8 protein-coding genes are annotated in these 13,064 nt (G+C 38.6%); 4 read left to right on the forward strand and 4 right to left on the reverse strand.

Annotation, left to right across the window (positions count from 1 at the left end):
* Positions 1-159: 159 nt before the first annotated feature.
* The 3 genes from malQ to DPV85_RS03300 are packed head-to-tail and all read left to right on the forward strand — an operon-like array spanning position 160 to position 6,409.
* Positions 160-3,933 (forward strand): 4-alpha-glucanotransferase, encoded by a 3,774-nt coding sequence (gene malQ / locus DPV85_RS03290; RefSeq protein WP_111327042.1) that lies wholly within the window; start codon positions 160-162, stop codon positions 3,931-3,933.
* Between the two features lie 9 nt (positions 3,934-3,942).
* The gene (locus DPV85_RS03295; protein WP_111327043.1) at positions 3,943-4,734 is read left to right on the forward strand and encodes an endonuclease/exonuclease/phosphatase family protein; all 792 of its coding nucleotides are present in this window, start codon (positions 3,943-3,945) and stop codon (positions 4,732-4,734) included.
* A 10-nt stretch (positions 4,735-4,744) separates the two neighbouring features.
* Positions 4,745-6,409 (forward strand): PTS transporter subunit IIBC, encoded by a 1,665-nt coding sequence (locus DPV85_RS03300; RefSeq protein WP_111327044.1) that lies wholly within the window; start codon positions 4,745-4,747, stop codon positions 6,407-6,409.
* 200 nt (positions 6,410-6,609) lie between these two features.
* On the opposite strand, the gene rnb is transcribed toward DPV85_RS03300, so the two are convergent.
* The 4 genes from rnb to DPV85_RS03325 all read right to left on the reverse strand — a co-directional run bounded on the left by rnb (position 6,610) and on the right by DPV85_RS03325 (position 11,465).
* Positions 6,610-8,589, reverse strand: a complete 1,980-nt coding sequence (rnb, locus tag DPV85_RS03305) for an exoribonuclease II (protein ID WP_111327045.1) — start codon at positions 8,587-8,589, stop codon at positions 6,610-6,612.
* A gap of 67 nt (positions 8,590-8,656) precedes the next feature.
* Positions 8,657-9,445 (reverse strand): enoyl-ACP reductase FabI, encoded by a 789-nt coding sequence (locus tag DPV85_RS03310; RefSeq protein ID WP_111327046.1) that lies wholly within the window; start codon positions 9,443-9,445, stop codon positions 8,657-8,659.
* An 84-nt stretch (positions 9,446-9,529) separates the two neighbouring features.
* Positions 9,530-10,285, reverse strand: a complete 756-nt coding sequence (locus tag DPV85_RS03315; RefSeq protein ID WP_111327047.1) for a Nif3-like dinuclear metal center hexameric protein — start codon at positions 10,283-10,285, stop codon at positions 9,530-9,532.
* Positions 10,286-10,529: 244 nt separating this feature from the next.
* Positions 10,530-11,465, reverse strand: a complete 936-nt coding sequence (locus DPV85_RS03325; protein WP_111327049.1) for a Kdo(2)-lipid IV(A) acyltransferase — start codon at positions 11,463-11,465, stop codon at positions 10,530-10,532.
* A 97-nt stretch (positions 11,466-11,562) separates the two neighbouring features.
* Between DPV85_RS03325 and hldE the strand changes: the two genes are divergently transcribed.
* Positions 11,563-12,993 (forward strand): bifunctional D-glycero-beta-D-manno-heptose-7-phosphate kinase/D-glycero-beta-D-manno-heptose 1-phosphate adenylyltransferase HldE, encoded by a 1,431-nt coding sequence (gene hldE, locus DPV85_RS03330; RefSeq protein ID WP_111327050.1) that lies wholly within the window; start codon positions 11,563-11,565, stop codon positions 12,991-12,993.
* The last annotated feature ends 71 nt before the right edge of the window (positions 12,994-13,064 follow it).

Below are 13,064 nucleotides of genomic sequence, written 5' to 3' on the forward strand. Positions count from 1 at the left end.
TAGCCATAGCATATCATAAAATCATAAATGTTATACGTATAAAATGTGATATTAGTCACTCTTTTACGAAAATGTTTTAAACTTTTACGTATAAGTTGTTGCATAAAAATACGGTTAGGTTAGAATGAGCCAAAATGATAACTTCCTAGAGGAAATATTATGCTTACTCGTTCAAGTGGTGTTCTTATGCACATTACCTCGCTACCAAATGCATTCGGGATTGGTAGCTTTGGGCAATCGGCTTATGATTTTGTCGATTTTTTAGTTGAAACTAAACAAACTTATTGGCAAATTCTTCCACTTACCACCACCAGTTATGGTGATTCACCTTATCAATCTTTCTCTGCAATTGCAGGTAATACTCACCTTATTGATTTTGATTTACTAACCCAAATGGGTTTGTTGAAAGAATCTGATTATGCTTCGGTCAATTTCGGTGATGATCCAACTAGCGTGGATTATGAACGTATTTTCTACGCACGCCGTCCGATTTTAGAAACAGCCGTGAAAAATTTTTTAGCGAATCAAGCATTCCAAGCTGATTTCAAGCACTTCGAGAAAAACAACCGATTATGGTTGGATGATTTTGCTGAGTTTATGGCAATTAAAGAGCATTTTGGTAATCAAGCATTACAAAAATGGGATGATAAAAAAGCTGTTGCGCGCGATCCAAGAACATTAGAAAAATATCGCACGATGTTAGCTGATCAAATTCAGTACTTTAAAGTGACGCAATATTTCTTCTTTAAACAATGGAGCGAGTTAAAACATTACGCGAATCAAAAAGGCATAAAGATTATCGGTGATATGCCGATTTACGTGGCGGCAGATAGCGTGGAAGTTTGGACAAAACCAGAACTCTTCCAATTAGATAAAGAACGTAATCCGCTTTTTGTCGCAGGGGTTCCAGCCGATCAGTTCAGTGCAACGGGACAACTTTGGGGCAATCCGCTTTATGATTGGGAAGAACATAAAAAACAAGGCTATGCTTGGTGGATTCATCGTATTGAAGAAAGCTTCAAGATTTATGATGTACTTCGCATCGATCATTTCAAAGGTTTTTCCGATTATTGGCAAGTGGATGGAAAAGCAGATATTGCTAAAGATGGTAGTTGGCAGCCAGGTCCCGGCTATGATTTATTCAAAGCGGTTAAAGAGCAACTAGGTGATTTACCGATTATTGCCGAAGATTTAGGTAATATTGATGATAAAGCAAGAAAGCTGCTTGCAGATTGTCATTACCCAGGCATGAAGATTCTGCAATTTGGTTTTGAAGATGTCAGCGGAAAAAGCTTAGATAGCCCGCATTATTGCATCCCACATTCCATTGTTTATACCGGTACACATGATAACGATGTGACTAATGGTTGGTATAACGCACTTACCGAACAACAGCAACAATATATTAATGATTATACGCATCGTAGTGAGGATGAATCGATTTGCCAAGCGATGATTCGTCAGCTTTTTGCAACCGTTAGCAATACCGCGATTGCCACAATGCAAGATGTTTTAGATTTGCCTGCGAGTTCAAGAATGAATGTTCCTTCAACCATTGGTGGAAACTGGCAATGGAGAATGCAGCAATCTGATTTAACGCAAGATAAAAAAGACTTTTTAGCTAAAATGACCACGTTATATCAACGTGCTAATCAGGAAAAAACAATGATTAAATTTAGTACATTTGTAAAAAACGAAACCAATAAATCGCTTGAACAATTAAGTGATAAAGAAACTTATATTCAATTATTAAATTACGTAAAAACACTTTCTGCAGATAAACCTAAAAACACAGGTAAACGTAAGGTTTACTATATCTCAGCAGAGTTTTTAATTGGTAAATTACTTTCTAATAACCTGATTAACCTTGGTGTGTATCAAGATATTAAAGCGGAATTAGAAAGTGTGGGTAAATCATTAAGTCATATTGAAGATATTGAGCCAGAACCGTCTTTAGGAAATGGTGGTTTAGGCCGTTTGGCTTCTTGTTTTATTGATTCAATGTCTACGCTTGGCTTAAATGCTGAAGGGGTAGGTTTAAATTATCATTATGGTTTGTTCAAACAAGTCTTTAAAAAGAATGAACAACATGCAGAGCCTAATGATTGGATTGAAGATAACTCTTGGTTAATTCCAACGGATATTAGCTATGAGGTGCCATTTAAGAAATTTACATTAACCTCTAAATTAGATCGCATTGATATTTTAGGTTATAAGAAAGAAACGAAAAACTATCTCAATTTATTTGATATTAAATCAGTAAATCCTAAATTGATTAAAAAAGGTATTGAGTTTGATAAAACTGCGATTGAAGAAAATCTGACTTTATTCCTTTACCCAGATGATTCAGATAAAAATGGGGAATTGCTGCGTATTTATCAACAATACTTCATGGTATCAAATGCTGCACAATTATTAATTGATGAAGCAATTGCGCGTGGTAGCAATTTACATGATTTAGCTGATTATGCGTATGTTCAGATCAACGATACGCACCCTTCAATGGTGATTCCTGAATTAATCCGCTTATTAACTGAAAAACATAAAATTAAGTTTGCCGAAGCGGTTGAAATTGTACGTAATATGGTGGGCTATACAAACCATACAATTTTGGCTGAAGCATTAGAAAAATGGCCACTCGATTATTTAGATGAAGTAGTGCCGCATTTAGTGGTGATCATCAAGAAATTAGATAAATTAGTGCGTGCAGAATATAAAGATCCAGCAGTACAAATTATTGATAAACAAAAACGTGTGCATATGGCGCATATGGATATTCACTTTTCAAATTCTGTAAATGGTGTGGCAGCGTTACATACGGAGATTTTGAAAAATTCAGAACTTAAAGCGTTCTATGCGTTGTATCCTGAAAAATTCAATAATAAGACAAACGGCATTACTTTCCGTCGTTGGTTAGAGTTTTCTAACCAACCATTAGCGGCTTATATTAAAGAATTGATTGGCGATGAATATTTGCATGATGCAACGAAATTAGAGAAATTGTTAACCTTTAAAGATGACAAAAAGGTTCATCAACAATTAGCGAAAATTAAGTTTGAAAACAAATTAGCACTAAAAGCGTACCTTAAAGAAAATAAAGGTATTGAGTTAGATGAAAATTCTATCATTGATACGCAAATTAAGCGTTTCCATGAATACAAACGCCAACAAATGAATGCGCTTTATGTAATTCACAAATACTTAGAAATTAAAGCCGGTAAATTACCAAAACGTAAAATTACCGTGATTTTCGGTGGAAAAGCAGCACCTGCTTATATTATTGCTCAGGATATTATTCACTTAATTCTTTGTTTATCTGAGTTAATCAATAATGATCCTGAAGTGAATAAGTATTTAAACGTACATTTGGTGGAAAACTATAATGTGAGCGTAGCAGAAAAACTCATTCCAGCAACCGATATTTCTGAGCAGATTTCACTTGCCTCTAAAGAAGCTTCTGGTACAGGGAATATGAAGTTTATGCTGAATGGCGCATTAACCTTAGGCACAATGGATGGCGCCAATGTTGAAATTGCAGAATTAGCCGGTGCTGAAAATATCTATACATTCGGTAAAGATTCAGAAAGCATCATTAAACTTTATGAAACAGCAGGTTATGTTTCAAAAGAGTATTATGAAAACGACAAAGATATTAAAAGAGCGGTTGATTTTATTCTGAATCCTGCCGTGGTGAAATTAGGCAATAAAACACGTTTAGAACGTCTTTATAACGAATTATTGAATAAAGACTGGTTTATGACGTTAATCGACTTTAATGCTTATGTCGACGCGAAAGAACAAATCTTAGCCGATTATGAAGATCAAGATAGTTGGAATGAGAAAGTGGTTCATAATATCGCAAAAGCAGGCTTCTTCTCATCAGACCGCACGATTGCTCAATATAATGCAGACATTTGGCATTGTGAGGGCTAAGGGGAAGCAATGAAACTACTTACCCTGAATGTACACGCTTGGTTAGAAGCTAACCAAGCGGAAAAAATAGAGGTTCTTGCTGAGACTATTGTGGAAAAGGGTTATGACATCATTGCCTTACAAGAGGTTAATCAATTGATGTCGTCTCCTGCTATTTCACCAACGTTAAAGCAAGATAACTATGGTGTCATTCTGTTAAATAAAATCAATCAACGCGTTGCACAGAAATACTCGCTTTTTTGGAGCAATTCGCATATTGGTTATGATAAATATGATGAAGGCATTGCATTTTTAACGCGTTTGCCTGTTTATGATGTAGATGCGTTTTATTGTAGTCAACATCAACGTCTTGACTCGATTCTCTCGCGTAAAATCATTGGCTTGACAGTAGAATATCAAGGCCAGTTAATTGAATGTTATTCTTGCCATATCAATTTGCCAAATTGTGATGGTGAAAACCAACTTGATAATATTCGCTATATTGTGGATCGGAGCAAAAGTGCGAATCTTAAAATCCTGATGGGTGATTTCAATACTGATGCAATAAGCGATCAGCAAGCTTACCAGCAGATTAAATCCTTAGGCTTATTCGATACTTTTGAAATGGCAGAGCAGAAGGATAGCGGTATCACTGTAGAGAAAGCGATTGACGGTTGGAAAGGCCATAGTCAAGAAAAGCGATTAGATTATATTTTTTTAAACCAAGCAAAAAGGGTTTTATCCAGTCAGGTTATTTTTAATGGCAAAAATAAACCGATTGTTTCCGACCATTTTGGCGTAGAAGTAGCTCTCATCTTGTAGGAGAATCAATATGAAAAAAATGCTCAGTTTTGAATTTTGGCAAAAATTCGGTAAGTGCCTAATGGTTGTGATTGCCGTGATGCCAGCCGCGGGTTTAATGGTGAGTATTGGTAACTCACTGCCTTTGATTAGCGATGCGGAATGGCTAGCGCTTGTCGGAAACATTATCGCCCAAATTGGTTGGGGGATTATTGGTAACCTTCATTTATTATTTGCTTTAGCGATTGGTGGTAGCTGGGCAAATGAGCGTGCGGGTGGGGCATTTGCAGCAGGCCTGGCTTTCATTTTAATTAACTTAATTACTGGTAATTTTTTCGGTGTGAAACTTGAAATGCTAGCGGATCCAAATGCACATGTAAGTACAGTATTGGCCGGTGAAATTCCTGTGGCAAATTACTTTGTGAATGTGCTTGGGCAACCTGCGTTAAATATGGGTGTATTCGTTGGTATTATCGCTGGTTTTGTGGGAGCAACAACCTTCAATCGTTACTACAATTTCCGTAAATTACCTGAAGTATTAACATTCTTTAATGGTAAACGTTTTGTTCCTTTCGTTGTTATTTATCGTTCTGTATTAGTTGCAATCTTCCTATCGTTATTCTGGCCTTTAGTTCAAACAGGAATTAATCATTTCGGTCAATGGATTGCTAACTCACAAAACTCAGCGCCAATTTTAGCACCATTTATTTATGGTACCTTAGAACGTTTATTGCTTCCATTTGGTTTACACCATATGTTGACTATCCCAATGAACTACACTTCATTAGGCGGTACTTATGAGTTCTTAACCGGTGCACAACAAGGTAAACAAGTATTTGGCCAAGACCCACTGTGGCTTGCCTGGGTGACGGACTTAATTAACCTTAAAGATGCGGGTAACTTAACCCAATATAATGATCTTCTTTCAACCGTGACACCTGCTCGCTTCAAAGTGGGACAAATGATTGGTTCAACCGGTATCTTAATGGGCTTGACACTCGCAATGTATATCAACGTAGATGAAGACAAGAAAAAACTCTATAAAGGGATTTTCCTTTCTTCTGCACTTGCTGTGTTCTTAACCGGTGTAACAGAGCCAATCGAATACATGTTTATGTTTGTCGCATTGCCACTTTATATTGTTTATGCTTTAGTGCAAGGTTGTGCTTTCGCCATGGCAGATATCGTGGACTTGCGTGTGCATTCATTCGGTAACATTGAGTTCTTAACCCGTACACCAATGGCGATTAAAGCCGGCATCGGTATGGATGTGATCAACTTTATTTGGGTATCGATCCTGTTTGCAGTGGCCATGTTCTTTATCGCGAACTTTATGATTAAGAAATTTAATCTTGCGACAGCAGGCCGTAATGGTAACTATGATGCGAAAGGTTCAGATGAAGCTTCTAGCAATGAGCCAAAAGTGGCGAATGCTAGCACGCAAGTTATTCAAATCATCAACTTACTTGGCGGACGTAATAATATCGCGGATGTTGATGCTTGTATGACACGTTTACGTATCACCGTACATAATCCAGATTTAGTGGGTGATGAAGCCAGCTGGAAACAAGCGGGCGCAATGGGCTTTATCGTGAAAGGTTCTGGTATCCAAGCGATTTATGGGCCAAAAGCAGATGTTTTAAAATCAGATATTCAAGACGTGCTTTCATCTGGTGTTGAAATTCCTAAAATGTAATTCAGCCTAAATGCTAATTTTATCCCCGCTCTTCAAGGCGGGGATATCATATCAATATCTCATCTCGATATTGCTTATCTTCAATCTATCCACAAAATAATACTATCAACGTAAAAAATATTTACACAACTTCGGCGCTAGAAAAAATACCGCCCATTGTGTAACGAGCGGTATTTCTAGTGTTAGAAGGGAAGTGGTTATTAAATGATTAACTGACCGATAATACTACGAGTTTCTTCTCGTACTTCAGTAAGTTTCACTTTCACTAAATCACCGATTTTGTAACGGCGTTCCCCTTGAATATATAGTGCCAATTCATCAGCATTCACTTGCATTTCATCTTTATTTGGATGCAATGTGGAAGCTGGTACGAACATGGATGCGCCATTTTCCAATAATTGAACACGTAAACCACCACGCATTACATCTTGCACTTCTGCATCAAATTCAGCGTTTTCAGCGACTTTATCAGCAAGATAGCGACAATATAACCAATCTGCAATATCACGTTCAACCAAGCGATTTTGACGACGCGCTTCTTGCAAGCGAGCAAGTACTTCATCTTGTGGTTTTTCACAAGCTTGCTGTGTGAGCACGGCTTTAATTAAACGATGGTTCACCATATCGGAATATTTACGGATAGGCGATGTCCAAGTTGCATAACCTTCTAATCCAAGCCCAAAATGTGGAGCAAGTTCTGATTTAAATTCCGCAAAGGTTAAATAACGACGTAAACGGAATTCTAAATAGTCACCTTCAATTGGTTCAATATCATGACGCATTTGGCAATAACCCTTTAAGGTTGCCAAATTTTCTACCGAATAACGCTCAGCAAGCTCGGCTTGATTTTCTTCATTAGCTAAATTTGCCATTAAGAAATTATGCGCGTTTTCTAAGAATTTTTTATCAAACCCTGAGTGTGTATTAAAAATACCGGTTTGTGCTTGTTCAGCTAAGAATTGTGCAGCACAGATATTGGCAATAATCATGGATTCTTCCACGATTTGATTGGCGATACGACGATATTCTGCTTTAATTTCTTTCACTTTGCCATTTTCAGCGAGAATAAAGGAGTAATCCGGTTTCTCTTTAAATAAAAGAGAATGCGTTTTACGCCATTGAATACGCGCTTGAGTAAATTGATGTAGCCAATCAATTTGCTGTGCAATTTCTGGTGTTTCCGGTTGCCATGCATCAGGCACTTGCTCTAAATAATCTGAGATCTTGTTATAGACTAATTTCGCTTTAGATTGCACATAAGCAGACACAAAATTCGGTTTAGCTGTGATGTTACCCGCAAGATCCGTTTCGATGTAACATACTAATGCAGGGCGAGTTTCATTTGCCATTAATGAGCATAATTCATCAGACAATTCACGCGGCAACATTGGGATATTAAAGCCAGGCAAATAATTGGTAAAACAACGCTGTTTCGCATCTTTTTCAATTTGTGAATCTAATGCAATGTAAGCCGTAGGATCAGCAATAGCAACGACTAATCGCCAGCCGGTTTGTGTACCATTTTGCTCGACAGGTTCGATGTAAAGAGCATCGTCCATATCCTGTGTGCTTTCAGAGTCAATGGTGACAAAATGAAGTGCGGTCAGATCTTCACGTGTTTGTTGATCTAACATTTCATAACTTTCTGCACCTTGTACCGGATGACGAGATTGCTCATGACGTGCCAATGTCACCCACCAAGGGGCTAATTCATCATCAGCACAGCAGATAAATTGATTAATGGTGGCATAGAAAAAGCGATCATCACGCAATGGGTGTGTTTTTAAATTTGCTATGACCCAGTCGCCTTCTTGTAATTCTTCTTTTACGGATTTAGCTTGTTGCGCGCCAATGGGTTGGTTGATACTTGGATGATCAACTAAAACTTGTAATTTTTTGTCTTTATTGAACCGCACTTTGGCAATAAAGCGCGTGAGCATTGGCTCAATTAATTCTTCAGGTTCAGCTTGCTCTTTATCGCCTTGTTTTTCAATGGTGGCTTTGATTTTGTCACCGTGCATGACTTTTTTCATTGCTGGTGGGGCAATAAAGTAGCTTTTTTTATCGCACTCTAAAAAACCATAAGCTTTATCAGTACTTTTTACCACGCCCTCAACGTGTTCTTTGCTATCGTGGATTTGTTGCTTAAGTTGTGCGAGTAATGGATTATCTTGGAACATAGTTATATTTAAAAAAAGAGAAAAGGCAGACTGAAAAGCCTGCCTAAAAAATAGATTGTACGAAAAATTATTCTTCGCCTAATTCGCCCATTGCAGTGATGCTGAAACCTGCATCTACGTGAACGATTTCACCTGTAATACCAGATGCTAAATCAGAGCATAAGAATGCTGCTGAGTTGCCCACATCTTCAATAGTAACAGTGCGGCGTAATGCTGCGGTTTTCTCAAATGCAGAAAGCATTTTCTTGAAGTTTTTAATGCCTGATGCTGCTAAGGTACGGATTGGACCCGCAGAAATTGCATTCACACGAATACCTTCTTTACCTAAGTCAGCTGCCATTACGCGAGTTGCTGCTTCAAGAGACGCTTTCGCTAAACACATGACGTTGTAGTTAGGAATTGCGCGCTCTGCGCCTAAGTAAGAAAGGGTTAATAACGCTGCATTTGGATTTAAGTAAGGACGTGCCGCTTGTGCCATAGCAACGAAGCTGAATGCACTGATGTCGTGAGCGATACGGTAGCCTTCACGAGTTGCTGCGTTTACGTAATCACCATCTAATTGGTCGCCTGGTGCGAATGCGATAGCGTGTACGAAACCATCAAATTTTTCCCAATGTTTGCTTAATTCTGCAAAGCAGTTTTGGATGCTTTCATCGGTCGCTACGTCTAAAGGAAGGACGATGTCAGAACCAAATTCTTTTGCAAATTCTTCTACGCGCGGTTGTAATTTATCGTTTAAATAAGTGAAAGCAAGTTCAGCACCTTGTTCTTTCATTGCCTTTGCGATCCCGTAAGCAATAGAACGGTTGCTTGCAAGACCTGCTACTAAAATACGTTTACCAGTTAAGAAACCCATATTTTTTCCTATGTTTGAGTTAAAAAATCGACAAGATTATACTTGTTTTGTGTGCTTTCGGCAATTAATCACACTTTGTACCAGTTAGGCTGGATTATCAATATCTTTAAATTCTACATCTAAGCTATATTCCGTTGACAACCATTCACCTAATGCTTTGATACCGTAGCGTTCAGTCGCATGATGACCAGCTGCAAAGAAATGAATACCTTGCTCACGAGCAGAGTGAATTGTTTGCTCCGAAACCTCACCGGTAATAAAAGCATCACAACCTTGTGCTGCAGCTAAATCAATATAGCCTTGTCCGCCACCGGTACAAATGCCAATTTTACGGATTAAGTGCGGTCCATTTTCGGTGCAAATTAACGGTTTGCGTTGAAGCACTTGTTCAATACGTTGTGCAAACTCTTCAGCGGTAACAGGATCTTTTAACGTTCCCCAAACAGGAATGCTGGTTGCGCTATTTTCTAAAGGTTGAAGATCGCCAATCCCTAATAACTGAGCAAGTTTTGCATTGTTGCCTAATTCTGGATGAACATCCAGAGGCAAGTGGTAGCCGTATAAATTAATGTCATTCACAAGCAAGGTTTTGATACGTTTGCCTTTCATGCCGCGAATACATGGATTTTCACTTTTCCAAAAATAGCCATGGTGGACAAGTACCGCATCAGCTTGTTGTGCAACGGCATAATCAATTAGTGCTTGGCTTGCTGTGACACCCGTGATGATCTTTTTGATCTCCGCTTTGCCTTCTACTTGCAAACCATTAGGCGCGTAATCGTTAATTCTATCAGTGCTAAGTTTTTCGTTTAGTAAACGTTCAAGTTCTAGATTGTTCATGATTTCTAAGAAAAAAGAAAAAGGTGAGATATGGTAAGAGATTTCAAAAAAAATGGCTAGTGCAAAAGGAGTGGGGGGGAATGCACTAGCCAGTAGTGTGTTTGTCATAACACAAGTTTACTATCTAAAACGAGATTCATTATATATTCAATTATATAAAGATCAAGAAAAAAATAAGGAAAATTTTCCTTATTTTTCGATATGTCGTTTTAGCATTCAAAAACAGATGAAAAATCAACCGCACTTATGAATACAAACTTGGCTCATCTTCCGTTGGACGGGTTTTAAATCGGCGGTGGAGCCACATGTATTGTTCCACACCTTTTAAGATTTCCTTTTCTACGACTTTATTCATTCTCTCTGCAATCGCTTTTTCATTTGAAAGATCTGAAAAATCTACTGGTGGCGAAATACTGACTGTATAGCCTGAACCATCTTTATTACGCAATGGGGCAAAAGGCACGACTTTGCAATTTGGCGCAGATTTAAGTAGATAGTAACTGCCCGTCGTGGTTGCCGTTTCTTGTACAGCAAAGAAAGGCACAAATACCGCATTTTTTCTGCCGTAATCATGATCAGGCGCATACCAAATGGTTTCGCCACTGCGAAGAGCTTTAATCATTCCACGTAAATCTTTTCGATTAAGTAAATCTTTGTTAGATTTTAAGCGGCCTTGAGTTTGCAACCAATCAAAAGCTGGATTATCGTTGGGACGATAAACGCCTACGCCGGGATGATCTAAGCCCACAATACGCGCGCCTAACTCAAGAGTGAGGAAATGAACACCTACAAAGATAATGCCGTCTTGAGCATTTTCTTTTAAATAATTTAAGCCTTCAATTTTTGACCATTTTTTAATGCGCGCATCAGACCAAAACCACGCCATGCCGGTTTCAATAATCGCCATCCCAACGGCACGTAAGTTTTCTTGCAAAATGGCTTCACGTTCTTGCTCAGGCATTTCAGGAAAGCAAAGCTCAAGATTTCGGCGCGCAATTGCTGCACGACGTTTTCCCACTTTTAGTTTTGAGAAAAGCCAGCCTAAGCCATTGCCAATATGACGTAGAATTGGATAGGGAAGTAACAAAAGGCTTCGCCAAATCGCCACACCAAGCCAAAAGCCCCAGTATTTAGGGGCAAGAAAGTGCGGTTGAAATTGAGGGAGTTTTTCGTTTTTCATAATTCTTTTCTGGTTAGTTCGGCGTGTAGTTTATCGCAAATTTGAGTTGTGGTAAAATTGCACCAAATTTTTATTATTCCAACAGAGAGATTTCAAAATGGCTCAATATTCTGCCAATTTTAATCAAGCGAAAGTATTAGTGTTAGGCGATGTCATGCTTGACCGCTATTGGTTTGGTGCGACTAATCGTATTTCACCGGAAGCCCCGGTTCCTGTGGTTCGTGTACAAGATAATGAAGAGCGTGCAGGTGGTGCAGCAAATGTGGCAATGAATATTGCTTCTCTTAATGTACCTGTACAAATTTTGGGTTTAATTGGTCAGGATGAAACAGGTGCAGCCTTAACCAATTTATTACAACATCAAAAAATTGATTGTAATTTTGTGGCATTGAATACTCATCCAACCATTACGAAATTGCGTATTTTATCTCGTCATCAACAATTACTACGTTTGGATTTTGAAGAAGATTTTCAAAACGTGGAATGTAATGAGTTGCTTGCGAAATTAGAAGCGGAAGTGAAAAACTTTGGTGCGTTAGTGCTTTCTGATTACGGTAAAGGTACGTTAAAAGATGTGCAAAAAATGATCCAAATTGCACGTAAAGCAAACGTACCAGTCTTAATCGATCCAAAAGGTACGGATTTTGAGCGTTACCGAGGCGCTACTTTACTGACACCAAATATGTCAGAGTTTGAAGCGGTGGTCGGTAAGTGTAATTCTGAAGAAGAAATCATTGAGAAAGGCTTAAAATTAATTTCAGACATTGAATTGACCGCACTTTTAGTGACGCGCTCTGAAAAAGGCATGACATTACTTCGCCCAAATCAAGAACCGTTTCATCTACCAACTGTTGCAAAAGAAGTATTCGATGTAACGGGGGCGGGCGATACCGTAATCAGTGTCTTAGCAACTGCACTTGCAGATGGACGTTCTTTTGAAGAATCTTGCTACTTAGCTAATGTGGCGGCAGGTATTGTGGTCGGTAAATTGGGTACATCAACCGTTTCTACTGTGGAATTAGAGAATGCAATCCATGGCCGTTCTGAAACAGGCTTCGGTATTATGTCAGAAAGCCAATTAAAAACTGCAGTAGCTCATGCTAAAGCGCGCGGTGAGAAAATTGTGATGACAAACGGCTGTTTTGACATTCTTCACCCTGGCCATGTGTCTTACTTAGAAAATGCTCGCAAACTTGGTGACCGTTTAATTGTTGCCGTAAATACGGATGATTCAGTCAAACGCTTAAAAGGTGAAAGTCGTCCAATTAACAATCTGAATGCACGTATGGCAGTATTGGCTGGTTTAGCATCAGTGGATTGGGTGGTTTCTTTTGATGAAGATACACCACAGCGTTTAATCGGTGAGATTTTACCGGATTTATTAGTAAAAGGTGGCGATTACAAACCTGAAGAAATTGCAGGCAGCAAAGAAGTGTGGGCGAATGGTGGCGATGTTCGTGTATTGAATTTCGAAAATGGCTGCTCAACTACGAACGTAATTGAAAAAATCAAAGCGCTGAAAGATTAATTTATTAAGGAATGAGTAGAATAAAGCTTGCCTTTATCCTGCTCAATCGTTAAAATTCAGGCTCCTTGTCA

Source organism: Haemophilus parainfluenzae (assembly GCF_003252725.1).
GTDB classification, from domain to species: domain Bacteria; phylum Pseudomonadota; class Gammaproteobacteria; order Enterobacterales; family Pasteurellaceae; genus Haemophilus_D; species Haemophilus_D parainfluenzae_L.

What these genes read in the sequence shown, in the direction of transcription:
- malQ (WP_111327042.1), top strand. Translation starts at nt 160, where the DNA reads ATGCTTACTCGTTCAAGTGGTGTTCTTATGCACATTACCTCGCTACCA.
- DPV85_RS03300 (WP_111327044.1), top strand. Translation starts at nt 4,745, where the DNA reads ATGAAAAAAATGCTCAGTTTTGAATTTTGGCAAAAATTCGGTAAGTGC.
- DPV85_RS03310 (WP_111327046.1), bottom strand. Translation starts at nt 9,445, where the DNA reads ATGGGTTTCTTAACTGGTAAACGTATTTTAGTAGCAGGTCTTGCAAGC.
- DPV85_RS03315 (WP_111327047.1), bottom strand. Translation starts at nt 10,285, where the DNA reads ATGAACAATCTAGAACTTGAACGTTTACTAAACGAAAAACTTAGCACT.
- DPV85_RS03295 (WP_111327043.1), top strand. Translation starts at nt 3,943, where the DNA reads ATGAAACTACTTACCCTGAATGTACACGCTTGGTTAGAAGCTAACCAA.
- DPV85_RS03325 (WP_111327049.1), bottom strand. Translation starts at nt 11,465, where the DNA reads ATGAAAAACGAAAAACTCCCTCAATTTCAACCGCACTTTCTTGCCCCT.
- rnb (WP_111327045.1), bottom strand. Translation starts at nt 8,589, where the DNA reads ATGTTCCAAGATAATCCATTACTCGCACAACTTAAGCAACAAATCCAC.
- hldE (WP_111327050.1), top strand. Translation starts at nt 11,563, where the DNA reads ATGGCTCAATATTCTGCCAATTTTAATCAAGCGAAAGTATTAGTGTTA.